A 25,895-nucleotide genomic window follows, 5' to 3' on the forward strand; every position below is an offset into this window, starting at 1 on the left:
CTTGTTGTTTTTGTGTTGAGTATTTTATCGAAAAACTGATGATTTAAAAGTGCAACAGATGAAAAGGGATACAAAGGTGTGTAAATCTAGTAACAGCTGGTCATTGGACAATAATTTAGTTTGACAAAATGTGAACCAGTGTTTAATTTAAACGAGTGTTTTAAATAGAGTCAAAAGGTCACGGAATGGCAAGTCGATCCGATACAAAAATTAGAATTCTCGATGCCGCAGAGAAATTATTTGCTGAGCGGGGCTTTTCAGAAACCTCACTGCGTCTGATAACAAGTAAAGCAGAAGTTAACTTAGCCTCTGTTAACTATCATTTTGGTTCAAAAAAAGAGCTCATCCGTGCTGTGCTTGCACGCTATTTGGATGTTTTTATGCCCGCAGCGTCTTCGGAGATTGTCAGTTTACAAGCTGCCGATAAAAATGCATCCCTTAATGATATATTTTCGACATTGGTTAAACCCTTGCTCGATCTTAATCAGCTAAGGTCTGAAGGTACTCGTACCTTTTTGCAACTACTTGGCCGAGGTTACATTGAAAGCCAAGGGCATCTTCGCTGGTTTATTACGACCCACTATGGGCAACATCTCACTCAGTTTGTTAAAGCCGTTGCTGATAGTGCACCACATATTCCTCCCGCGGAGATGTTTTGGCGTTTACACTTTACCTTAGGCACGGTTGTTTTCACTATGGCATCGGCAGATGCATTAACTGAGATTGCTGCAGCTGATTTTGATGAACATAATGACATTGAAGCTGTGATTAGAAAAGTGATCCCATACCTTTCTGCTGGCGTTGCAGTTCCTGTATCTACTTAAATGGTAATGAGAAAAAGGTAACCCCATGACACTGTTCATACTTGCACTATTAATTATTATTGTGCTCTTTGGTGTAAAAAATATCAGGATGCAGTTTATTACTCGTCCTGTTTTTTCATTTTTTAAAAAACTACTTCCCCCATTATCAGATACTGAAAAAGAAGCCATGGAAGCTGGCGATGTTTGGTGGGAAGGCGAGTTATTTAGAGGTAAACCTAATTGGGAAACCTTACACAGTTACGGTAGACCTAAGCTGACTGCTGAAGAACAGGATTTTTTGGACAATCAGGTCGTGACTGCACTGTCTATGATTGATGATTATGACATTGTTCAAAATCGCAAAGATTTACCGCCTGAACTGTGGCAGTATTTTAAAGATGAAGGCTTTTTTGCCCTGATTATCCCTAAGCAATATGGCGGTAAAGCATTCTCTGCCTATGCAAACTCTACCATAGTGAGCAAACTCGCTAGCAGAAGTGTCAGTGCTGCGGTCACGGTAATGGTGCCAAATTCTTTAGGTCCTGGCGAGCTACTTACTCATTACGGTACACAGGAGCAAAGAGAGCATTGGTTACCTAAGTTAGCGACTGGTGAAGCGGTTCCATGTTTTGCATTAACCGGTCCTGAAGCGGGTTCTGATGCTGGCGCCATTCCTGATGAAGGGATTGTGTGCAGACAGGAATTTGAAGGGAAGGAGGTGTTAGGCCTTCGACTTAATTGGGATAAACGCTACATTACATTAGCGCCAGTTGCGACCGTGTTAGGCCTAGCTTTTCAAATGCGAGATCCTGACAAGCTCCTGGGTGATACAGAGTCCTTAGGCATCACTTGTGCACTTATCCCAACCGATCATGCAGGTGTTAAGATCGGCCAAAGGCATAACCCACTCAATATGGCGTTTATGAATGGTACGACCCAAGGGGAGGATGTCTTTATTCCTCTGGATTGGATCATTGGCGGACCGCAATATGCAGGGAGAGGCTGGCGTATGCTTGTCGAATGTCTGTCTGCTGGCCGAGGGATCTCTCTCCCTGCACTGGCTACTGCATCTGGACACACATGCACTAAAACCACAACGGCATACAGTTATGTTCGTCATCAGTTTGGCCTATCGATAGGCAGTTTTGAAGGCGTGCAAGAAGCAATGGCAAGAATCATTGCTAATACTTATCAGCTTGAAGCGGCAAGGCGTTTAACGACGACGGGCATTGACCTTAAAGTTAAACCTTCTGTGGTGACTGCAATTGCTAAATACCACATGACTGAAATGAGCCGTGATGTATTAAACGATGCAATGGATATTCAATCTGGTAAGGGGATCCAGCTCGGACCTAAAAACTATCTTGGGCACCCTTACATGGCTAATCCTATTTCCATAACGGTTGAAGGGGCGAACATACTGACCAGAAGCTTGATGATTTTTGGGCAGGGGGCAACACGTTGTCATCCATATGTGTTGGCTGAGATGGAAACTGCTGCAATGGAGGATGCTAGTGCTGCACTTGAGCGATTTGATTCATTATTGCTAGGACATATAGGGTACGGTGCCAGAAATGCGTTTAGTGCCTTGTTCAGTGCGCTCACCGCTAGCCGTTTCAATCAATCTCCAGTGAGTGGAGAGACACAGCAGTATTATAAAGACATGACCCGATTTTCATCAGCGCTCGCATTTATGACAGACATATCTATGTTAATGCTTGGTGGTGATCTGAAACGTAAAGAGATGCTATCTGCCAGAATGGGCGATGTGCTCAGTGAGCTATATTTAGGCTCTGCGACGCTTAAGTTATTTGAAGATAATGGTAGGCAGCAGGATGATCTACCTGCAGTTCGTTATGTTATGGCGACTCGATTACAGAATGCTGCTAAGGCACTAGAGGATGCATTACGTAACTTCCCTAACCGTCCTGTAGCGTGGTTGATGCGCGGGCTAATATTCCCGTTAGGTAACCACTTTAAGGGCGCCACCGATAAGATGGCCATTGAGCTAGTCAAAGGCATGTCAAAGCCAGGTCCTGCTCGCGATCGCATTACCTTCTTATGCCCTGATGTAGATGGCGAAGAAAGTGGTATCGCTGATGTTGAAAACGCATTTATCGCTCAATATGCTTGTAAACAGATATACAGCAAAATAAAGGCTGCACAGCGAAAAGGCGTACTACCTAAGAAAGTAGATAATCAGCAATTATTTAAGCTCGCGCTTGAAGAGAAAGTGATTGATGATTCTGAATACGCAAAAATCCTTGATGCGGATAAACTGAGAGCGGCTGCGATTAATGTAGATGACTTTAATCAGTTATAAAGCGGGGTAAGCTTGAATAAAGAAAGGGCGCTTAGGCGTCCTTTTTTATATCAATAATTCAATGCGACACAGGATTAACAGGCTTTTATCTTATATTGAGCAAAGCTTTGACTATTAATTGTATCTAGGCTTCTGAACAAGGCGTTTAGGTCATCATGCATTTAACTGAGTTACTGATGATAATGGTTGGCCAGATACAAAAAAGGCATGCTAATGCATGCCTTTTATTAAGCAAGTATCTGCTTATGCGACGATTAATACCTTACAAGTATTGGTGCCGCCAATGGTTTCCATTGAATCACCTTTCGTCATCAGAACCATGTCACCACTCTGGAGGTAACCAGCTTGAGCTAGAGTTTCTAATGCTTTACGAGCAACGTCTTCAGCTTTTACACTGGTTGAGTCAAACTCTACAGCCTGAACACCACGATAAACAGCCATCTTCGCAAGCGTCTTCTCATGACGAGATAGTGCGAAAATAGGTAGAGAAGAGCTGATTCGAGACATAAGCTGCGGCGTTGCACCCGATTCAGTCAATGCTACAATCGCTTTAATACCTTTAAGGTGGTTTGCAGCATACATGGTAGAAAGCGCAATAGTCTCTTCAACAGTGCTGAAGCTTTCGTCTAGTCTATGCTTTGACACTTGCACACTTGGGTGTGACTCTGCGCCAAGACAAACTTCAGACATTGCTTTAACGGTTTCTTCAGGGAAGTCACCAGCTGCAGTTTCTGCAGACAACATCACAGCATCAGTGCCATCAAGTACAGCGTTTGCTACATCCATAACCTCTGCACGTGTAGGCATAGGGCTAGTGATCATAGACTCCATCATCTGAGTCGCAGTGATCACGCTTTTGTTAAGCTGACGAGCGCGGCTGATGAGTTTCTTCTGTACTGCAACAAGTGCAGGGTCGCCAATTTCAACACCTAAATCACCACGTGCTACCATGACAACATCAGAGGCTTTGATCACATCATCCATAGCTTCATCAGTTGCAACAGCTTCTGCACGCTCAACTTTAGAGACGATAAGTGCATTGCTACCGGCTTGTTGAGCAAGTTCACGGGCATAATCTAGATCGGCACCGGTGCGTGGGAAAGAGACAGCAAGGTAATCAACTTGAATTTCAGCAGCAGTAACGATATCGCGCTTGTCTTTTTCTGTTAGCGCAGCTGCAGATAAACCACCGCCTTGCTTGTTGATACCTTTGTTATTTGACAAAGGACCTGCAACAGTAACAGTAGTGTGAACCTTATTACCGTCGACACTTTCAACTTTAAGCTGAACGCGTCCATCGTCAAGCATCAAGATATCACCGATATTAACGTCGTTTGGTAACTCTTTATAATCGATACCGACTTGCTTTTCGTCACCTTCACCTTTTTCAAGATCAGCATCCAAAATAAAGCTGTCACCTAAGTTAAGCTGTACTTTTTTGTTGTCTTTAAAAGTTGAAACGCGAATTTTGGGACCTTGTAGATCACCAAGAACAGCAACATGCACACCCAACTCAGCAGCGATTCTACGTGTATCTGAAGCGCGTTTAAGATGATCTTCTGGTGAGCCGTGGGAGAAGTTAAGTCTAACAACATTAGCGCCGGCTTTGATAATGCGGCGTAGGTTGTCATCTCTATCGGTGGCTGGACCCAAAGTGGTTACAATTTTGGTTCTGCGGAACATGACATACTCCGTTAAGTTTAAAGAAATCTGACACTATATTAACAGAGCTTTGGGAATTATGTAGGAAAATTACAAACAAAATGATCTAAAACAATATATAAAATTTGTGAAGCCAAGCTTAAAACAGATAAAAAAGGCAGTACAAAAAAATTGTACTGCCTTAAATTGCGGTGGGAAGAGGGTTACAGGATAGGATCTTTATCGATTCTAGATTCCTTTAGTACCTCTTTAACACGCTTTAAACTTTCTCTAAAGCGTGGGCCACGTCTCAGCGTAAACCCTGTTGCCAATACGTCAACGACAACCAATTGAGCCAGTCTTGATGCCATAGGAAGATACATATCAGTATCTTCAGGGACTTCCATAGTGACAGGTAGCGTACACTCAGTTGAAAGGGGAGAGTGACGGGCTGTAATGCCGATAACTGCTGCGCCATTCTCACGGGCAAGCCTAGCAATATCGATTAATGATTTCGTTCGACCTGTGTGGGAGATAAGTACAATAACATCTCCCTCACCGCTGTTGATGCAGCTCATACGTTGCATTAATACATCGTCGAAACAGATAACAGGCACATTAAAGCGAAAGAACTTATTTTGTGCATCATGGGCGACAGAAGCAGATGCACCTAGGCCGAAAAAGGAGATCTTTTTAGCCTGAGTCAAAATATCGACCGCCTTATTAATGGCCGAAGTATCAATACTCTGTCTAGCTGTATCTAGGGAAGCCATTGAAGACTCGAAGATTTTTGTTGTGTAAGAGTCAGGGCTGTCATCTTCTTCCACATGTCGGCTGACATAAGGAGTACCATTAGCTAAGCTTTGAGCTAGGTGAAGTTTAAAGTCTGGAAAACCTTTGGTATCAAGGCGTCGGCAGAATCTATTTACTGTAGGCTCACTGACATCGGCCATCTTCGCAAGAGTAGCAATACTTGAGTGGATTGCCGTCTGTGGAGAAGCCAAAATGACCTCTGCAACTTTGCGCTCTGATTTGCTAAAATGGGTAAGGCTTTTTTGTACCTTTTCTAGGGTATTCATATGCGTACGTCCACTCGAAAAATATGTAATTTTATTATTTCTTTTTTGTCATTTTAGAAAGTTTTTTAAAATAAGAAACTTGACCCGTATGACGAATTATACTTTAACAAAGATTAAAACTTTCTACTGTATAGAGTAATTTAATCACAAAAAGCATATCAGATTAATGGGTCGTATGCCTAGTTAGCAAACTGTCGTTTTTTTGCAAAATTTAGATGCAATTAACAAATTCTGTTGTTATATTACAACAAACACGTGAGATTCACATCGATTCGATTGAACATTGTGACATTAGGAGATTAAGAAGCTATGGGCATAACAACACCAGAAGCCAAAGCTTGCGATTTTGTTTTGTTTGGCACGAAAGGGGATTTAGCTCGTCGTAAATTACTTCCCTCACTGTACCAACTAGACAAAGCTGGGCTACTCAACGTTGATACTAAAGTGCTTGGCGTTGCCAAAGACAGCTTTAGCCAAGAAGAGTTTAAAGAGTTAGTCGATAAAGCACTTCGCGGTTTTGTAAAAGATGAACTCTGTGAAGATACAGTCCAGCGCTTCTTACAACGATGTCATTATATCGGTACTAATTTTACAGAGTCAGAAGGTTACCAATCGTTCCACGATATTTTAGAGCCAGAAAAACGGGTGATGGTCAGTTACTTTGCTACCCCGCCTGCCATCTTCGGTGATATCTGTCGTTGCCTTCATGAACAAAACCTTATTTTCCCTGATTCACGTGTCGTTTTAGAAAAACCAATTGGTTACGATTTAGAATCATCTAAAGTCATTAACGATAATGTCTCCGCTTATTTCAATGAAAATCAAATTTATCGTATTGACCACTATCTTGGTAAAGAAACCGTTCAAAACCTGATCGCACTGCGCTTTGCTAATTCGCTATTCGCGTCTAAGTGGGATAACCGAACCATAGACCATGTACAGATCACTGTGGCCGAAGAGGTTGGTATCGAAGGCCGATGGGGTTATTTTGATAAAGCGGGTCAAATGAGAGATATGATCCAAAACCATCTGTTACAGGTATTAACCCTTGTTGCAATGGACCCGCCAGTTAATCTCGATGCCGATAGCATTCGTGATGAGAAAGTAAAAGTCCTTAAGTCTTTACGTCCAATCACTTCAGATACCATCTATGAAAGCACGGTTCGTGGGCAATACTCTTCAGGTTTCCTAAAAGGCTCTCCAGTTCCTGGTTATTTAGAGGAAGAGGGGGCAAATACACAATCTTACGCTGAAACATTTGTTGCGCTTAGAGTTGATATCGACAACTGGCGTTGGGCTGGCGTACCTTTCTACTTACGTAGTGGTAAGCGTATGCCATCTAAGAGCTCTGAGATCGTGGTCTACTTTAAGAATCCGCCTCATAACTTGTACCGTTCAAACTATAGAAACCTGCCACCAAATAAGCTCACCATCCGACTTCAGCCCCATGAAGGCGTAGAAATTCAGATGATGAACAAGGTACCTGGCCTTGAACAGAAGCAACGTCTTCAAACGACAAAACTCGATTTAAGCTTCTCTGATACGTTTAAAAATGAGCGTATTGCAGATGCCTACGAGCGTCTACTTCTTGAGGCGATGCTGGGTAATCAAGCGCTGTTTGTTCGTCGTGATGAAGTTGAGCAAGCTTGGTCATGGGTTGATGGCATTATTCAAGCTTGGGAAGAGAGTAACGAGAAGCCAAAGCCGTACCCTGCAGGTAGTTGGGGGCCAGTGGCATCAGTTGCTTTGATAGCTAAAGACGGCCGTTCTTGGGACGAGTAAGAGGATTTATTGATGATTAAAGAAAGTGTATTCAAATCATTTGATGATAAAGCAGCCCTAGAGTCACAGTTAGCTGATCGCATCGCGAAACAACTGCAAGAAGCGGTTGATACCCGTGGTAAAGCAAGTTTGATTGTTTCTGGTGGTTCAACACCATTAAACCTATTTATGTTGCTCAGCAACAAAAATATAGAGTGGTCAAACGTGTATATCACCCTTGCAGATGAGCGTTGGGTAGATATCAGTTCTGATGACTCAAATGAGAAGTTGGTCAGAGCTCACCTACTGAAGAACAAAGCTGTTAATGCAAAGTTTCGTGGTTTAAAGAATATGTTCTCATCCCCTGAAGAGGGATGTGACATGACCATAGAGCAACTGGCTAACTTTCCAACACCGTTTGATGTTGTGGTGCTTGGTATGGGCAATGATGGCCATACCTGTTCTTGGTTCCCTTGTTCAAAAGAGATAGACGCCGCGCTGTCTACTGACAAGCTATGCATTGCAGTAAATCCTGGTGCTGCGCCAAATCCAAGACTATCACTGTCAAAAACAGCGATATTGGCAAGTCGTCAAATCTATCTACATATTGTTGGTGAGCAGAAGTTATCTGTTTATCGTCAAGCGCTTGAAAATGAAGATGCTACTAGCATGCCTATCAGGGCCGTCTTAGGGCAACACAAGACACCTGTAGACGTTTACTGGAGCGCTTAAGGAGAAATTATGCACTCAGTTGTTCAATCTGTTACTGACAGAATCATTGCTCGCAGTGTTGATTCACGAGCAAAATACCTTGCTGCACTTAACGATGCAAAACTTAATGGCGTACACAGAAGCGCGCTTAGCTGTGGCAATTTAGCCCATGGTTTTGCAGCCTGTAAACCTGCAGAAAAGAGTTCTATTAAGGCATTAACAAAAGCCAACATAGGTATTGTGACCTCTTTCAATGATATGTTGTCTGCACATCAGCCATACGAAACATATCCAGAGTTGCTTAAACAAGCATGTCTTGAAGTGGGAAGTGTTGCACAGGTTGCTGGCGGTGTACCCGCTATGTGTGATGGTGTAACTCAAGGTCAGCCAGGCATGGAGCTGAGTTTACTCAGCCGTGAAGTGATTGCAATGGCGACTGCTGTTGGCTTATCTCACAACATGTTTGATGGCGCCTTACTCCTTGGTATCTGTGACAAAATTGTACCCGGCTTGCTGATTGGTGCTCTGAGTTTTGGTCACCTTCCTATGATGTTTGTTCCTGCTGGCCCAATGAAATCTGGCATACCAAATAAAGAGAAGGCGAGAATTCGTCAAAAGTTTGCACAAGGTAAAGTCGATAGAGCTGCGCTGTTAGAGGCTGAGTCTGCGTCTTATCATAGTGCGGGAACATGTACTTTTTATGGTACCGCAAACAGTAACCAGTTAATGCTTGAGGTCATGGGCCTTCAGTTACCTGGTTCATCATTTGTTAATCCTGATGACCCATTACGTGAAGCATTAAACAAAACTGCTGCAAAGCAAGTATGCCGTTTAACTCAGATGGGCACCCAATATACACCGATTGGTGAAGTGGTTAATGAAAAGTCGATAGTTAATGGCATTGTTGCGCTATTAGCTACAGGCGGTTCAACGAACTTAACCATGCACATTGTCGCAGCAGCTCGCGCTGCCGGTATCATTATTAACTGGGATGATTTCTCTGAGTTATCTGATGCAGTACCGCTACTTGCGCGCGTTTATCCAAACGGACATGCAGATATTAACCACTTCCATGCTGCTGGCGGAATGAGCTTCTTAATCAAAGAGCTGCTCGATGCGGGTATGTTACATGAAGATGTAAATACCGTAGCGGGTTACGGACTGCGCAAGTATACCCAGGAGCCAAGATTAATCGATGGCGAGATAACTTGGGTGGATGGTGCCACTGAATCTTTAGACAATGAAGTTTTAACATCCGTTACAAAGCCTTTCCAAGTGAATGGCGGTCTTAAGTTAATGAAAGGTAACTTAGGGCGTGCAGTCATCAAGGTTTCAGCGGTGCAAGAGCAGCACAGATTTGTTGAAGCGCCAGCGGTTGTTATCGATGATCAAAATAAACTCGATGCCATCTTCAAAGCGGGCGAGCTAGATAAAGATTGTGTGGTTGTTGTTAAAGGACAGGGGCCAAAAGCGATTGGTATGCCTGAGCTACATAAACTCACTCCTATTCTAGGCACGCTGCAAGACCGCGGATTTAAAGTCGCATTATTGACCGATGGTCGTATGTCTGGTGCGTCAGGTAAAGTGCCTGCGGCTATTCACCTAACACCAGAGGCGTTAGATGGCGGCTTAATCGCAAAAGTTCACACAGGTGACATGATCAGAGTCGATGCGGCAACCGGTGAGCTAACGCTTCTGGTTGAACAAAGCGTCATTGACGCCCGTGTTGCTGACAAAGTTGAACTTCGTAATACAAGTTTTGGTATGGGCCGTGAACTCTTCGGTGCTTTACGTTCAAATTTAAGTAGTCCTGAGACTGGTGCTCGCTGTACTAGTGCTATTGACGAAATCTATTAAGGAAGAATATACACATGCTTGAGAATAACTGGTCATTGCAACCACAAGATATTTTTAAACGTAGCCCTATTGTTCCTGTTATGGTTATCAATAGAATTGAAGATGCAGTCCCGCTAGCGAAAGCACTTGTAGCAGGTGGTATTAGCGTTTTAGAGGTAACATTACGTACACCTTGTGCACTCGAAGCTATTGCTAAGATTGCCAAAGAGGTACCTGATGCCTTAGTTGGCGCTGGCACCATTTTAAATGAAGAGCAACTTCAGCAAGCCGTGGATGCTGGTGCACAGTTTGTGATCACGCCTGGCGCAACACCGAGTCTTCTTAAAGCTGCTATGGCAGGGACTACACCGCTAATTCCTGGTGTCGCGAGTATCTCTGAAGTGATGACTGGAATGTCACTTGGGTATAAAAACTTTAAGTTTTTTCCAGCAGAAGCTTCGGGCGGTGTTAATGCACTTAAAGCATTTTCAGGCCCATTAGCAGATATTCGTTTTTGCCCAACAGGTGGTATAACACCGAGTAGCTACCGCGATTACCTAGCGCTTAAAAATGTAGATTGTATCGGTGGAAGCTGGATTGCGCCAACAGATGCAATGGAGCAGGGGGACTGGGCTCGTATCACTGAGCTATGTAAAGAAGCGATTAACGGTATTTAACTGAAGCTGTCATTCAGTTAACCTAGCAATTAAGGCTGCCTACGAGGCAGCCTTTTTATTTTTAGCTCTAAATCACCGACTTCAGAAGGTGGCTTTTCTACAGAAAACAAAAAGATTACATCAGTAATTTCACTACTTTGTTCGCCTTCATCTCTCTATGATCTTTATCAGTGCTACGCCTTACCCTTATTAAAACCAACTAATAGCCACAATTAAAACTTGCTAAGACCTGAAAATGTAACATTTTTGGGTTTTTAATATTTACTTTGACAGTCAAACTATAATAGCATTAAAAGTACGTTGATTATCAAACTACTTGGTAATCAAAATAATTGGCGTTTAACAAAGAGATTAACGCTAGAGCAAGCGACTATATATTTTTAGGCTTATAAATGAACAATAATAATGCGTTAGCACACTTTCAGCACAAGCATGACTTTTCAAATACAAATAATGATGGAGAGCGAAATACCAGGTACGTGCTCTACCTTACGTTGATCACTATGGTGGCAGAGATAACGGCTGGCACAGTATATGGCTCTATGGCACTGCTTGCAGATGGTTGGCATATGGGGACGCATGCAGCAGCATTTATGATCACCCTGTTTGCTTACCATTATGCTAGAAAGCATGCTAACAACCCTGAGTTTAGTTTTGGTACGGGTAAGGTCAGTGTATTAGGCGGTTTTACCAGTGCAATCGCGTTAGGGCTCGTAGCCTTAATGATGCTGGTAGAGTCTGGCATGAGACTATTTAATCCACACCAGATCCAGTTTAATGAAGCGATATTGGTTGCATTCATTGGGCTGACTGTAAATGTTATCAGTGTATTTTTGCTGAAAGACCATCACAGCCATTCCCATGGGCACTCTCACGGTCATTCTCACGACCATTCTCACGATCATAGTCATTCTCACGATCATAGTCATTCTCACAACCATAGCTCCCACGATTCAAGCCATAAGGCGGGAAACGAGACTGATACAAAAAATGATGCTAAAGGTCATGACCATAATCTAAGAGCTGCTTATTTCCACGTTTTAGCCGATGCTTTAACCTCTATCTTGGCAATCGGTGCGTTATTACTCGGAAAACTCTATGGACTAAACTGGCTTGACCCTGTGATGGGGATCGTTGGCTCTATCATTATTAGTCGTTGGGCGTGGCAACTACTGAAACAAACTTCGCCAATTTTATTAGATGCCAGTATTGAGCGTGAATATAGAGAGAAAGTAATGGCTTCGATAGAGTCTGAGGAGGGCGTGTTAATAACAGATCTGCATATTTGGCGAGTCAGCGCTGATCATTACAGCCTAGCTATCTCAATTGTAGCGTCAGAGCCCAAAGAGGCTGAATATTACCGAAATAAGTTAAAAGAGTTTAGCGTGTTGAGCCATTTGACCATTGAAGTTAACTGTCATGATCAGGCAAAATACACGCCAGCAATATAATCAGACTAGTGTTATGAATAGGCTGATTTAATCATAAATATCATGAATTAGAGAGTGCCATGCAGACTACTGAAGATAAATTAAACCACGTAATGGTTGAGTTTTATGAAAAGCTTTCATCTTGGGAGCAAGCAGTCGTTAAAGATAATGGTCACTCTCTGCCTCAAATTCACACTGTAGAGATTCTTGGAGGCAACGGGCCAATGAGAATGAAAGAACTTGCTGAAAAAATTGGTGTGACGACAGGCACTCTGACAGTACAGATAGATAAAATGGTTAAGTCTGGTTTGGTGACTCGAAAGCCCCATGAGACAGATAGACGCTCAATTTTAGTGGAGTTAACGGATAAAGGTGAAGCTTTATATCAAGAGCATGATGCTTTACATCTGCAATTAACTGGAGAGCTCACAGCAAAGTTTACCGCGGAAGAAAGAGTCCAGTTTTTATCTTTTCTGCAAAGGGTTAATGCTGAGTTCTAACTTCACCTACCTAAGACTTTTATCTTGGTTAACTTGGCAATTTTAACAGCCTAACATCATCAGTTTTTTCCAAGGATCTGGATATTTTTCTAAGTTGTCGTTCTGATAAATAAGAAAATGGTAAAAAGAGGATGGAAACATGCTCTTTTTAGTTTATGGTTAATGTGAATAAGACAAATGTTGTACAACATTTATCTATTTAACCTAGACCAGTAAACAGTCAGCTACTCATAATAGTGACTTATTATCTGTCAATTTCACATGGTGGTGATTGAATGAACTTAGCTAAACATCTTACGGATTCAGAGGTCTCTGCAAAAATTCTCAGACACGCAGTACCTAAAATGTCAGAACTAAATATCCCCGTTACCCCCGACAATTACGCCGTATGGTATGAGTACTACTTAGGTATTAACTTAGATCTTAAACGTGCAATCGATGGCTTAATTTCAAATAGTATTAGCTTTTGTACAGAAGTTAATGCAGGACTTCATAAAAATTATATTCAAGAGAAGTCTCCAGAAGTCATTGAAAATGTACAGATCGAAACTCAGATAATCATCAATACCTTATTAACTAAAATTACTAAGCTAAGTCATGGCACCACAGGCATTTCAAATTCGTTAGCCGAATTTAATCAGGAATTGAAACAAAAACCTGATGTCGATGTACTGCACAGGCTAGTCGATTCATTGGTCGATGATATGGAAGGTGTTATTCAGAGCAATAAGCAGATGGAGACGAGCCTTAACACCATGAAGGAGGAGGTTTGTACGCTTAAAAGTGAGATGGAAAACCTCAATCAAGTTGCCATGACAGATCAACTGACTTCACTCAATAATCGCAGAGCCTTCGATGAAGAGGTGTTAAAACAGATGCAGGCGTTGAGTCGAAGCCAAACGCCGAGTAGCTTATTAGTTTTAGATATCGATCATTTCAAGCAATTTAACGACAAACATGGCCACTTAGTTGGCGATAAAGTCTTGTCGTATATTGCCATCGCGTTAAAACAATCCGTTAAAGGGACTGACTTTGTCGCAAGATATGGCGGCGAAGAGTTTGCAATTTTACTGCCCGATACCTGCATTGATGATGCGGTAAAGCTTGCTGAATCAATTAGAAAAGTGATTGCAGATAGAAAGCTCACCATAGGCAAAGACAAAAAGTTATCTCTTGGCTCTATTACTGTTTCTGTGGGAGTGTCTACCTTGAACATCAGTGATGATAGAGAAAGTTACTTTGTTCGTGCTGATGAGGCTTTATACCGGGCTAAATCATCGGGCCGAAACTGTGTACGCAGTGAGTAGTTTGACGCGGCAAACTCGAGAGAAACTCACTGACAAAATACTAATGCACTGCATCCAGTGCATTTATCTCTGGGATAAGTGTCTCAGTAAAATACACATAGTAAAGCGCTCATCGTAAAGAGCTTATCGTAAAATATGCGCAGATAAGCATGAAGGAAACGAGAAATTCTTCATGCCCAGAACGTTATATAAGACGCTCATGTTGAGAACCCCAGGTTAAGCCCCTCACGTAAATCCCTGAGGCCAGTTCCTAGTTACAGGTTACAGGTTACAAGCTCATGCACTATGGGTTATTTTAGTGACATATCCATCTTGATTAAATGCTCTTCCATATCAAAGGTCACAGTAAAGCCTAGCCGTTTGGCAAGGTTAGCCATGCTGCGATTCTCGAACATGGTAAAGCCTGTGAGCACTTCAGTATCATTATCCTTGTAATACTTAATCAGCTTTTCAAGCATAAGCTTACCAAGGCCTTGTCCTTGATGATCGCTTCTCACCGCCATTGCAAATTCAGCCTCTGTATTATCAGGATCAATCGATGCCCTGATCGCGCCTAAGGTGATATCTTCGCCGTCATCACCTTTGGCCGTAGCAATAAATGCCATCTCTCGGGCGTAATCTATCTGAGTGAGTACCGCCATCTCTTCATGGGTCATCTTAGAGCGAACTCCAAAGTAACGCTTATATCTGTCCTCGTCAGACAGAGAGTTATCAAAAGCTAAGTGTTTTGGCTCATCTTCAGGAAGGATCGGCCTTAGCATAACGTCTTGGCCATTTTTTAGTTTTGCTATCTGCTCTAATTCTTTGGGGTAGGGGGATATAGCAAGCCGCGTAGCATTATCAACAGGGTTATCATGTAGTTGAATATTAACATCTAGCATAGTGACATCTTTACCTGCACAAAGCACAGGATTAAGGTCTATGCTAGCAATCGCTGGGCAGTCGATAACCAAGTGCGATATCTGAGTTAACATGACACACAAGGCATGCATGTCGAGCCCTAAGGGCAAGTGTCTGTCTCTAAGCTTCTTAGTTTTTAAGGCCTGAATAACCATGTATCTTGCAAGCGTCATATTCAGTGGTGGTAGGGCAACGACGGCATCTGTAGAAGGCTCCCATTCAGACCCCCCTTCACCTAATAGTATGGCGGGTCCAAAAACAGGATCGGTAGTGACAGCAACACGTATCTCTTGAGCACCCGCTGTGAGTGCCATCTTTTGAACGATTAGCCCTTCAACGTTTGCATCTGGGTGTGTACTGCTCACTCTTTCAATAATTGAGGCCGCGGCATGTAAAACCTCATCAGCGCTGTTTAGATTAAGCATTACACCATGAACATCTGATTTATGATGAATATCTGGAGATTGGACTTTTAGCGCGACCGGGTAGCCTATCTTGTCGGCGATAGTGACAGCATCTTGAGGGGTTCGCGCCACATAAGTATCAATCGTCTTTAAACCATAAGCACTGAGAATTGCTTGCGACTCATGGGTTTCAAGTATGCGTTTGCCTTCGCTTTGGGCATGATTGAGTGCGTTATTAGCAAGTTCTGTATCTGTTGGAATATTATCGGGTATCGACTGAGGTACTTCTTGCAGCAGCTTTTGGTTACGGCGATATTCAACCATATGCATAAATGCACCAACCGCACCTTCAGGTGTTCGATATGTGGGGATCCCAGCGCGGTTAAACTGCTTACGCGCCAGATACGCAGAATCTTCACCACTCCAGTTCGTTAAAATATTTATCCGATTTCTATTAGGGTGCTGAGCGACCATGGCCGCTAACTTATCGGCTATCTCAATGCTGTCGCCTAATGCAGAAGGAGAGTGAAGCACTAAGATGGCGTCAGCGGTATCACTGTCCATCATCAATTTCACGGTATCGACATAGCGGCTGGCGTCGGCATCGCCGCCAATATCAATGGGATTTTGCCTTGACCAGATTGAAGGTAATAGTTTATTAAGGCCTGCAACCGTATCATTATCCAATTGTGCTGACTTACCGCCACCTAACATTAGCTGATCCAGTGCAAGTACGGCAGGGCCGCCTCCATTCGTCACAATGGCCAGCCTTTCGCCTTGTAGAGGGGCGGAGTGGGCTAATGTTTCCACTGCGGCAAACAGTTCAATAAGATCGTTTACTCTCAACATACCAGCACGCCTAAAGGCTGCCTCATAGACGGCATCGCTACCTGTTAGTCCGCCGGTATGAAGCTTTGCCGCCGTGGTTCCCTCTAAACTTCGTCCAGATTTTATCACCAAGATAGGCTTGTTACGCGATGCTGCTCGCGCGGCTGAGAGAAAGTGCCTCTTTTCATTAATCGAATCAATATAGAGCAAAATCGCATTTGTGCGACCGTCACGGCCAAGGAAATCGAGCAGTTCATCAAAATCGATATCGGTTGCATCGCCTAATGATATAAATGAGGAGAAACCAATGCCCTTGTTATTAGCCCAATCCAACACTGTGGTGCAAATTGCGGCAGATTGCGATACAAAAGCGATTTTGCCAGGTAGGGCGGTTGTGTGGGCTAAACTGGCATTTAACCCTAAATTGGGCAGCATCATGCCTAAGCTATTTGGGCCAAGTAGGCGCATGCCATAACGTTTAGCGTGTTGCCTCGCTAAGGTGAGTAGGTTAACCCCCTCATCATTAAATTCCTGCCCCATACCTGATGCATGAATAATGGCGACTTTACAACCAAACTGAGCCAGAGTTTCTACTATCGCTGGTACTTTTTGAGCTGCAGTACAGATGATGGCGAGATCTGGCTTTAGGGGGAGGGCTTCAATACTTGGGTAAGCCAGCACACCGAGTACGGCTTGATACTTTGGCGTGACCGGCATAATTGGGCCAGAAAAACTCCCTGCGAGCAGGTTTCTCATCACAACATTGCCAGCGCGTTTTTCACGATTGGAAGCACCAATAATCGCTACAGATTGAGGTTTAAATAGCGTATTAAGTGTTCTTTGGCTCATAGGGCTTCCTTTTATCACCGTGTGACTAGCTATACAAGGTTAGCGTAACAGCATTTAAAATAAAGAGTTACGCGACATTAATCAAACTCCTTACTTAAAAAACAGCTTAAATAATTGCTTAGATAATCACACATTTAAGTAATTCAGTCGCGCCTTAAATGACTTTATTTACCTCATTTAATCGGTTGGGAGCCAGTAACGCTCATACAGTGTGTCGATAAGTGTTATTAGCGCAACAGGCCCTAAATCAGCAGTGAGAGCTTAACCCGTACTTTTTAATCTTACGGTACAGTGTCGCAATGCCTATTCCTAACTCCTCTGCCACTAATTTACGGTTACTTAGACGGCTGATGCACTCCTCAATTCTGATCTTTTCCATCTGCTCAAGGCTTAAGCTTTCATCACCACAATCCATAGGGTTGTTGGTCACAGTGGTCTCTTTTACCATCTCACAAGGTGGGTTTTCAAAGTAAGGCGGAAGCAAGTCAACATCGATAGGATCGCCATCGGGAACCACATTCACTAAGTACTCAACGAGGTTACTTAACTCCCTTACATTCCCGGGCCATGGGTACGCATTTAAACAGGCAATGACACTGGGCGTGATACCTGGGTAGTTACCGCCAATTTTTTGGGTATGATGATCAAGGAAGTGGTAAGTGAGTAGCTCAATATCCCCCTCACGCTCCTTTAAAGGTGGAAGGTGCATCGGGATAACGTTGAGGCGATAATAGAGATCTTCTCTAAATTCATTATTAACGATCATTTCGCTGAAATTACGGTTCGTCGCAGAGATAACCCGAATATCGACAGGCGTCGCTTTACTGGCTCCAATCGGCATCACCTCTCGCTCCTCAAGCATACGTAATAACTTTGCTTGCAGCGTAATAGACATGTCACCAATCTCATCGAGGAACAAGGTCCCTTTGTCAGCTGCTTGTATCAGTCCCACTTTTCCCTTGGTTAGCGCACCGGTAAAGGCACCTTTAACATAACCAAATAGCTCACTTTCAAGTAGTTGTTCAGGGATAGCTGCACAGTTAATCGCTACAAAAGGCTCCTTTGCGCGATCGCTACAATCGTGAATCGCTTTAGCAAACACCTCTTTACCTGTGCCGCTTTCGCCACTGATCAGAATACTCGATGGACTTTTGGCAACACGTGAAATTAAGGTTTTTAATTTCATGATTTTAGGCGACTTACCTATGATACTGTTAAAGTCTAATTGTGAATTGAGTTCATCGTTTAAAGTGCTGCTCGGCTGATAAAAAGACATTAAAAAAAGCTGGTGGCTATTAATGATATGAAATTGGCCGACCACTAACTCCTGCCTCTGCCCTAACGAGATGATATGTTGCTGGTGGCCTTTTAATTCATTGTTATGGACTGATAATGGCTGAATGCTTACCGCTAACTGCTCTAACTCACTGCGATTAAGCTCAAGCTTATTCAGTGCCTGAGTATTACCATATTTAACGCGATTATTATCATCGAGAACCAATACACCTTGATCCATATTACTAATTAAGTTGGTAAATACTTGATCAAGTTTGTTTTCAGCTTCGCTCATCTTAGCGACAAATATCTGTGCGGTATGCTTTATATAGTCAGAGAGAATTTGCTCTTTCTGCTCAAGTTGTTCGCGAGACTCTTGATTAAACGCCACTAAACTTATCACGCCGATGCAGCGGCAATCTAACATGATAGGCACACCAAGAAATGCTGTCTCGCGGCAATTTTCGCGACTATCACAGCCTTGGCAAATTGGATCTGAGCGGGTTTTTACCACAACTTTAGTTTGGTGAGTTTCTAGGATATATCGAAAAATGCGTGAGCTGGTGTTGAGCTTCTTGCCTAGAAACTTGCTATAGGGGCCTGTACCGGCAATTCGAACCAGATCTGCATCAACAACTTCAACATCTAGCTGTAGTACAGAGGAGAGCGTCTGTACAAACCTTAAGATAGTGGGTTGCATCTGCATTAATTCAGATTGGTAGGGAGTCTTAAACATAGAATACAGTTTAGCCGTGAAGAATTAATAATTTACACTAAACATAAAGCACAGCGTTGGTCTTGATATGTATCATTGTTTGATCTCAAATCAGCTAGCAAAAATAAAAATGTTAGCTAGATCACGCTAAGGTATCAGAATGATAATTTTATCGGCCTAGCTATCACCTATCACGCTATCACCGACTATCAATGATAGTAAAACCCGCTCATTTCAATTTTACAAACACCACTAAAAATAATTCTTTTCATTGAATATCAGTGTCTTATCCGTTTTTTGTTCTTGTTGGCACAAAGTATGCTCTTTAAGACATGACAGCTCGTTCTTCTTATTAGCTGAATCTTGTAACCCATCCTCACAGCTTGTTCTGTCTAGGCAACATTAGGAAAAGAAATGAAAAGTTTAAATGAACTAATTAAAGAAATTAATGAACTAAAATCTGAACTTCATGAAAAAGATTTCCTACTTACTTGGGAGCAAACTCCCGAAGAGTTAGAAAAAGTATTAAAAACTGCAAAAGCACTTAAGACCATGCGCGATGAGAATATCGCTACTAACGTATTTAACAATGGTCTAGGTATCTCACTATTTAGAGATAATTCAACACGTACCCGTTTCTCATATGCCTCTGCAATAAACATGCTAGGTCTGGCTCAGCAAGATTTAGACGAAGGTAAATCTCAGATAGCACATGGTGAAACGGTTCGTGAAACTGCCAACATGATCTCATTTTGTGCCGATGCTATTGGTATCCGTGATGATATGTACTTAGGTGCAGGTAACGCTTATATGCGTGAAGTCGGTGAAGCACTTGATGACGGTGTTAAAGAGGGCGTACTTCCTCACAGACCAGCACTTGTAAACTTACAGTGTGATATTGACCACCCAACACAGTCTATGGCCGATCTTGCATGGCTTGAAGAGCACTTTGGCGACCTAAAAGCGCTTAAAGGCAAGAAGATCGCCATGACTTGGGCATATTCTCCAAGCTACGGTAAGCCACTTTCAGTACCTCAAGGCATCATTGGATTGATGACACGCTTTGGTATGGACGTAACGCTAGCTCACCCTGAAGGTTACGACTTAATCCCTGAAGTTGTTGAAGAAGCAAAGAAAAATGCTAAAGCCTCTGGTGGTACTTTCACGCAAGTAGACACTATGGCTGAAGCTTTTGAAGGCGCAGACATCGTTTACCCTAAGTCATGGGCACCCTATCAAGTAATGGGCAAGCGTACTGAACTGCTTAGAGCTAATGATGAAGCCGGTCTTAAATCACTTGAGCAAGAGTGTCTTGCACAAAATGCTAAGCACAAAGATTGGCATTGTACCGAAGAGATGATGAAGAAGACTAAAGATGGCGAAGCACTTTACATGCATTGCCTACCTGCTGATATCACTGGCGTCTCTTGTAAAGAGGGTGAAGTGGAAGAGTCAGTCTTTGAAAAGTACCGTATTGCGACTTACAAAGAAGCAAGCTGGAAGCCATATATCATTGCTTCAATGATCTTAAACCGTAAGTACCAAGAGCCAGGCAAGGTATTAGCTGAGTTAATTGCTGATGCTAAAAAGCGTGTTAAGTAATTAATCGTTAATTATTTAAAATCTGGGGCAGGGTGCCTGTCCCATCTTTGTTTTTCATTTATGAGGTATGCATGTCTACATTCTCGTTGAATATGGAGATCGCTGATAACTGTCATTTTAATGGTCAACTCTCTCCTCTTTTTACCGTTGAAGAAGCCAAAAAAGCACTCGCTTTTCACAGTGGCATAGAAGGCTATGAGCCAACGCCGCTTCGCTCTCTCGACTGTCTGGCCAAAGAGTTCGGTATAGGAAAGATCTTAGTAAAAGATGAATCATACCGTTTTGGTTTAAACGCATTCAAAATGCTCGGTGGTGCCTATGCAATCGCACTGCTACTTTGCGATAAGTTCAAGCTTGATATCAATGCATTTGATTTCGACAAGTTAAAAAATGAAATTTCCGAAAAGATGACTTTTGCTACCGCGACTGATGGAAATCATGGTCGAGGGGTTGCCTGGGCTGCACAAAAGTTAGGTCAAAATGCTGTTGTGTATATGCCAAAAGGCTCTGCAGCTGAGCGGGTAAACAACATTAAGGCGCTTGGCGCTGAGTGTATTGTCACCGATCTTAACTATGACGATACCGTACGTTTAGTGTTAAAAACCGCTAACGAAAATGGCTGGAAAGTCATCCAAGATACTGCTTGGGAAGGGTATGAAGAGATCCCAACTTGGATATCTCAAGGTTACACCGCCATGGTTATCGAAGCGGTTAAGCAACTAGAAGACTATCAGATTAAAGCGCCTACTCATGTGCTACTTCAGGCTGGTGTTGGTGCATTAGCCAGTGGGGCGCTTGGTTACCTGACTAATGTTTATGGTGCCGAAAACTTGCACTCCGTCATCGTGGAGCCTGCTAAAGCTGATTGCATGTACCGTTCTAGCATCACCAAAAAAGGTGAAATCGTTAATGTCGATGGCGATCTTGACACCATTATGGCAGGCCTCGCGTGTGGTGAGCCAACCACAATCGGTTGGCCAGTCATGCGAGATTGCACAACGCAATTCGCCTCCGTCGAAGATGAAGTTGCTGCACTCGGTATGCGAGTCCTTGGTAACCCATTAGGTGACGATCCACGCATTATTTCTGGTGAGTCTGGGGCTGTAGGACTCGGCATGTTAGCCGCAATCCACTTCCATGCTGACAAAGAAGCCTTAATGAAGAAGCTCGGTTTAAACAAAGACTCAGTCGTGTTGCTGTTAAACACTGAGGGCGATACCGATGCTGTGAATTATAGAGAAGTTGTTTGGGAAGGTAAGTACCCAACAACGGCTAAATAACCCAATGTGAACTCCTAAACCATCCTGTCTTAATCCCCAGGTTTAGGAAATTCACACATTACATTTCCAGCGGCTAACAAGCTGCTACAAAGGAGAAAAATTATGACTATTCCTTTCAATGAAGTATTAGCAAAAGCAGAAGAATACAAAGCAGATATGACCAAGTTTCTGCGAGATATGATCGCAATTCCAAGTGAAAGCTGTGATGAAGAGAAAGTTGTTTTACGTATTAAAGAAGAGATGGAAAAAGTAGGTTTCGATAAAGTTGAAATCGATCCGATGGGTAACGTTTTAGGCTACATCGGTCATGGTCCTCACCTAATTGCTATGGATGCACATATCGATACCGTTGGTGTGGGCAACATGGATAACTGGGATTTTGACCCATACAAAGGTATGGAAGATGATGAAATCATTGGTGGTCGTGGTGCATCAGATCAGGAAGGCGGTATGGCTTCTATGGTTTATGCCGGCAAAATTATCAAAGACTTAGGTCTTGAAGATGAGTATACACTGCTAGTGACTGGTACCGTTCAGGAAGAAGATTGTGATGGTCTTTGCTGGCAGTACATTATCGAGCAGAGCAATATTCGCCCTGAGTTCGTGGTATCTACTGAGCCTACTGATTGTCAGATCTACCGTGGCCAACGTGGTCGTATGGAGATCCGTATCGATGTGCCAGGGATCAGCTGTCATGGTAGCGCACCTGAGCGCGGTGATAACGCCATCTTCAAGATGGGTCACATCTTAGGTGAAGTTGAAACTTTAGCGCAAAACTTAGGCGATGATGACTTCTTAGGTAAAGGTACGCTGACTGTATCTGAGATCTTCTTCACATCACCAAGCCGTTGTGCAGTGGCTGATAGCTGCGCGGTTTCAATCGACCGTCGTCTTACTTGGGGCGAGACATGGGAAGGTGCACTTGAAGAAATTCGCGCACTGCCTGCTGTACAAAAAGCGAAAGGTGTTGTCTCTATGTATGAGTACGACCGCCCAGCTTATACAGGCCTTGTATACCCAACTGAGTGTTACTTCCCAACGTGGAAGATCGATAGCGAGCATGTTGCAACTAAAACACTAGAAGCATCTTATGAGCTGCTATTTGACAAGAAACCTATTGTTGATAAGTGGACCTTCTCAACAAATGGTGTGTCTATCATGGGTCGTCACGGTATCCCTGTGATTGGTTTCGGTCCTGGTAAAGAGCCAGAAGCACACGCGCCTAATGAGAAGACATGGAAAGATCATCTTGTTACTTGTGCTGCTATGTACGCTGTGATCCCACAGATGTACCTGTCTCAGCTTAAGAAGTAGAAAGTCACACCTTAAGGGGTACTCCCACCCCTTAAGGTGCTTTTATGTAAACATCATTTTTTTTCGTAATCACTCTTTTTTTTTTGATCTGAATTTGTCTGTTTGAGGAGTAGTGCCATGGGGTCAACATCAACGCTTATTATTAACGGTACCCTTGTCGATGACCAAAAACAGGCTAAACAAGAGTTACTTATCCTTGATGGAAAAATTGCCTGCATTGACACTAAAATCACTGACTATCCCGAAGACTGTCAAATCATAGATGCACAAGGATTGTACGTGATGCCGGGCGGCATTGATGTGCATACCCATTTTAATATTGACGTTGGTATCGCGCGTAGCATCGATGACTTTTATACCGGCACACGAGCAGCGGCTTGTGGCGGCACCACAACCATCATAGATCATATGGGATTTGGCCCAAAAGGTTGCGATCTGTTCCACCAGCTCAACGTCTATAAAGAGTATGCCAAAGACATGGCAGTTATCGACTATAGCTTCCATGGCGTGATCCAACATATCGATGATGAAATCTTAAGCCAGATGTCAGCCATGGTGCATGAAGAGGGGATCTCAAGCTTTAAAATCTATCTCACTTATCTGTATAAATTAGAGGATAAAGAGGTACTTGAAGCACTCTCAGAGCTGAGCCGTGTTGGGGCTCTCACCACAGTCCACCCCGAAAATGATGCTGCTGTGACTATGGCGCGCCAAAAATTAATTGATGAGGGCAAGACATCGGCTAAGTATCATGGGATCAGTAGGCCAATTGCTTGTGAAGCTGAAGCCATTGCTCGTACCATCAATTTGGCTAACATTGCCGATAATGCGCCTCTGTACATTGTTCATCTCTCCAATGGCTTAGGGCTTGACTACATACGCCTTGCTCGGCAAAGCAATCAGAATGTTTGGGCGGAAACTTGCCCACAGTACCTGTTCCTTGATGAGAGTTATTACGAACACGAAGATGGTCTTAAATATGTGATGAGCCCACCACTGAGGGCTATTGAAGAGCAAGACAAGCTTTGGCAAGGTCTAATGGATAAAACCATAGACACCGTTGCTACCGATCACTGCTCTTTTTCTTTTGCTGAACAAAAACAACAGGGTAAAGATAACTTCTGTCGTTGTCCTAACGGCATGCCAGGGGTGGAAACCCGTATGCCATTAATGTTTTCTGAGGGGGTAGTAAAAGGAAAGATCTCTCCCAGTCGATTTGTCGAGCTTAACAGCACTGCACCGGCTAAATTATTTGGTCTTTATCCACAAAAAGGCTGTCTCTACCTGGGCTCTGACGCCGATCTCGTGCTCTTTGACCCAGAACTTCAAGTCAATATCAGTCATGACATCCTACATGACAATAGCGACTACACCCCGTTTGAAGCTCACCCTGTAACTGGGTGGCCGGTCATGACAATAAGCCGTGGAGTTGTTGTGGCAAGTAATGGGGAGTTTTTAGGTACCGCAGGTGCAGGACGATTTTTGCATCGAGCGCCATTCAATAAAGCCATAAATCAAATTAACTAAATCTGCCCGCCAGGCATAAATATCAGTTCGGTTTCAGTGTGTGATAAAGCGTGTCCGTAACGTCGTTTCTTTTAACGCTAGTTGAGGTGAACTCTTCGCTCATGCTCTGCAGCTCCTTGATAAGCGAGCAATTAAACACCTAATTAATAACGCCTGGCAGCAAACTGACCTTTAAAGGAGTTCCAATGAAACCTATCGCTGTTGTTGCCCTAGGTGGTAACGCATTACTTCGTCGTGGTGATGCCCCAAGTTTCGATAACCAACTTGCTAATATCAAAATCGCTGCTGCGGCCATTGCCGAAATAGCTAAAGAGTACCGAGTGGCTATTGTTCATGGTAATGGCCCACAAGTTGGCCTGCTTGCACTGCAGAACTTGGCCTATACCAAGGTGTCTCCCTATCCATTAGATGTATTAGGCGCCGAGAGTGAAGGCATGATTGGTTACATGTTGGCACAAGAGGTTCAAAACTTAATGCCCAAGCGTGAAGTGACCACATTGCTGACCCGTATTGAAGTCGATGCCAACGATAAGAGTATGCTCGACCCAACAAAATTTGTCGGCCCTGTCTACAACCAAGAGGAAGCCGGCGTGCTTGCCGAGGCCAATAATTGGATCATGAAACGTGATGGTGAATTTGTTCGCCGCGTCGTTCCTTCACCAAAACCTGTGAATATTATTGATAAGCATGCTATCGATACTTTACTGGCTTCTGATGAGGTCGTTATCTGCTGTGGTGGCGGTGGTATCCCAGTTTGTAAATCTGACCATGGATATGTCGGCGTAGAAGGCGTGATAGATAAAGACCTTTCAGCCACTTTGCTTGCAAAACAATTGAACGCAGATAAGTTACTGATTTTAACTGACGCAGACGCCGTTTACCTCGACTGGGGTAAAGAAACCCAGCGCGCACTACGTAATGCCACTCCTGTTGAACTGAGCCAATATGATTTCCCTGCAGGCTCTATGGGACCCAAAGTTGAGGCGGTAAGTGATTTTGCAAGCTTCGGTGGTAAAGCCTATATCGGCGCACTTGAACATGGTCTTGAGGTGCTAGCTGAGCGCTCAGGAACCTGCGTCGCAATCTAAACGCCTACAGCTGATCGATATAACAAAAGATCACCGCACAGGTTC

General features: G+C 43.3%; 18 protein-coding genes. 14 read left to right on the top strand and 4 right to left on the bottom strand.

Going from position 1 to position 25,895, the window contains the following annotated elements:
• Positions 1 to 185 precede the first annotated feature (185 nt).
• Both BM736_RS15695 and BM736_RS15700 read left to right on the top strand, forming a co-directional pair.
• On the top strand, positions 186 to 824 hold the full coding sequence (locus tag BM736_RS15695; protein WP_076413837.1) for a TetR/AcrR family transcriptional regulator: 639 nt from the start codon (positions 186 to 188) through the stop codon (positions 822 to 824).
• A 25-nt stretch (positions 825 to 849) separates the two neighbouring features.
• Entirely contained in the window at positions 850 to 3,126 is a 2,277-nt protein-coding gene (locus BM736_RS15700) for an acyl-CoA dehydrogenase (protein WP_076413839.1), read from the top strand.
• 243 nt (positions 3,127 to 3,369) lie between these two features.
• Here the strand turns inward: BM736_RS15700 and pyk are convergent, their stop codons facing one another.
• Both pyk and BM736_RS15710 read right to left on the bottom strand, forming a co-directional pair.
• On the bottom strand, positions 3,370 to 4,809 hold the full coding sequence (gene pyk / locus BM736_RS15705; RefSeq protein ID WP_076413841.1) for a pyruvate kinase: 1,440 nt from the start codon (positions 4,807 to 4,809) through the stop codon (positions 3,370 to 3,372).
• A gap of 182 nt (positions 4,810 to 4,991) precedes the next feature.
• Positions 4,992 to 5,846, bottom strand: coding sequence for a MurR/RpiR family transcriptional regulator (locus BM736_RS15710; RefSeq protein WP_076413844.1), 855 nt, complete (start codon positions 5,844 to 5,846; stop codon positions 4,992 to 4,994).
• Between the two features lie 309 nt (positions 5,847 to 6,155).
• On the opposite strand from BM736_RS15710, the gene zwf reads away from it, so the two are divergent.
• The 7 genes from zwf (at position 6,156) to BM736_RS15745 (ending at position 14,068) form a co-directional block, all read left to right on the top strand.
• Entirely contained in the window at positions 6,156 to 7,628 is a 1,473-nt protein-coding gene (gene zwf, locus BM736_RS15715; protein WP_076413847.1) for a glucose-6-phosphate dehydrogenase, read from the top strand.
• A 12-nt stretch (positions 7,629 to 7,640) separates the two neighbouring features.
• Positions 7,641 to 8,339, top strand: coding sequence for a 6-phosphogluconolactonase (pgl, locus tag BM736_RS15720; RefSeq protein WP_076413849.1), 699 nt, complete (start codon positions 7,641 to 7,643; stop codon positions 8,337 to 8,339).
• 9 nt (positions 8,340 to 8,348) lie between these two features.
• Positions 8,349 to 10,175, top strand: coding sequence for a phosphogluconate dehydratase (edd, locus tag BM736_RS15725; RefSeq protein WP_076413851.1), 1,827 nt, complete (start codon positions 8,349 to 8,351; stop codon positions 10,173 to 10,175).
• Positions 10,176 to 10,189: 14 nt separating this feature from the next.
• Entirely contained in the window at positions 10,190 to 10,831 is a 642-nt protein-coding gene (locus BM736_RS15730; RefSeq protein ID WP_076413853.1) for a bifunctional 4-hydroxy-2-oxoglutarate aldolase/2-dehydro-3-deoxy-phosphogluconate aldolase, read from the top strand.
• 392 nt (positions 10,832 to 11,223) lie between these two features.
• Positions 11,224 to 12,282 (top strand): CDF family Co(II)/Ni(II) efflux transporter DmeF, encoded by a 1,059-nt coding sequence (dmeF, locus tag BM736_RS15735; RefSeq protein ID WP_076413855.1) that lies wholly within the window; start codon positions 11,224 to 11,226, stop codon positions 12,280 to 12,282.
• A 59-nt stretch (positions 12,283 to 12,341) separates the two neighbouring features.
• A complete protein-coding gene (locus BM736_RS15740; RefSeq protein WP_076413857.1) occupies positions 12,342 to 12,761 on the top strand; it encodes a MarR family winged helix-turn-helix transcriptional regulator in 420 nt (139 codons plus the stop codon).
• A 275-nt stretch (positions 12,762 to 13,036) separates the two neighbouring features.
• Positions 13,037 to 14,068: a GGDEF domain-containing protein gene (locus tag BM736_RS15745; protein WP_076413860.1), complete on the top strand. Its 1,032-nt coding sequence runs from the start codon at positions 13,037 to 13,039 to the stop codon at positions 14,066 to 14,068.
• 290 nt (positions 14,069 to 14,358) lie between these two features.
• On the opposite strand, the gene BM736_RS15750 is transcribed toward BM736_RS15745, so the two are convergent.
• Both BM736_RS15750 and BM736_RS15755 read right to left on the bottom strand, forming a co-directional pair.
• Positions 14,359 to 17,049, bottom strand: a complete 2,691-nt coding sequence (locus BM736_RS15750) for a bifunctional acetate--CoA ligase family protein/GNAT family N-acetyltransferase (RefSeq protein WP_076413863.1) — start codon at positions 17,047 to 17,049, stop codon at positions 14,359 to 14,361.
• Between the two features lie 247 nt (positions 17,050 to 17,296).
• Complete coding sequence (locus BM736_RS15755; RefSeq protein ID WP_076413865.1) at positions 17,297 to 19,060, bottom strand: sigma 54-interacting transcriptional regulator; 1,764 nt, start codon at positions 19,058 to 19,060, stop codon at positions 17,297 to 17,299.
• Between the two features lie 393 nt (positions 19,061 to 19,453).
• Between BM736_RS15755 and ygeW the strand changes: the two genes are divergently transcribed.
• From ygeW to arcC, 5 genes are all read left to right on the top strand, one after another.
• On the top strand, positions 19,454 to 20,641 hold the full coding sequence (gene ygeW / locus BM736_RS15760; RefSeq protein ID WP_076413867.1) for a knotted carbamoyltransferase YgeW: 1,188 nt from the start codon (positions 19,454 to 19,456) through the stop codon (positions 20,639 to 20,641).
• A gap of 71 nt (positions 20,642 to 20,712) precedes the next feature.
• Positions 20,713 to 21,921: a diaminopropionate ammonia-lyase gene (gene dpaL, locus BM736_RS15765; RefSeq protein ID WP_076413870.1), complete on the top strand. Its 1,209-nt coding sequence runs from the start codon at positions 20,713 to 20,715 to the stop codon at positions 21,919 to 21,921.
• A gap of 102 nt (positions 21,922 to 22,023) precedes the next feature.
• Positions 22,024 to 23,235 (top strand): YgeY family selenium metabolism-linked hydrolase, encoded by a 1,212-nt coding sequence (locus BM736_RS15770; protein WP_076413873.1) that lies wholly within the window; start codon positions 22,024 to 22,026, stop codon positions 23,233 to 23,235.
• Between the two features lie 117 nt (positions 23,236 to 23,352).
• Positions 23,353 to 24,762, top strand: a complete 1,410-nt coding sequence (hydA, locus tag BM736_RS15775) for a dihydropyrimidinase (RefSeq protein WP_076413875.1) — start codon at positions 23,353 to 23,355, stop codon at positions 24,760 to 24,762.
• A gap of 185 nt (positions 24,763 to 24,947) precedes the next feature.
• Positions 24,948 to 25,850, top strand: coding sequence for a carbamate kinase (gene arcC, locus BM736_RS15780; protein ID WP_076413877.1), 903 nt, complete (start codon positions 24,948 to 24,950; stop codon positions 25,848 to 25,850).
• Positions 25,851 to 25,895 lie beyond the last annotated feature (45 nt).

Source organism: Shewanella sp. UCD-KL12 (assembly GCF_001957125.1).
In the GTDB taxonomy this organism is placed as follows: domain Bacteria; phylum Pseudomonadota; class Gammaproteobacteria; order Enterobacterales; family Shewanellaceae; genus Shewanella.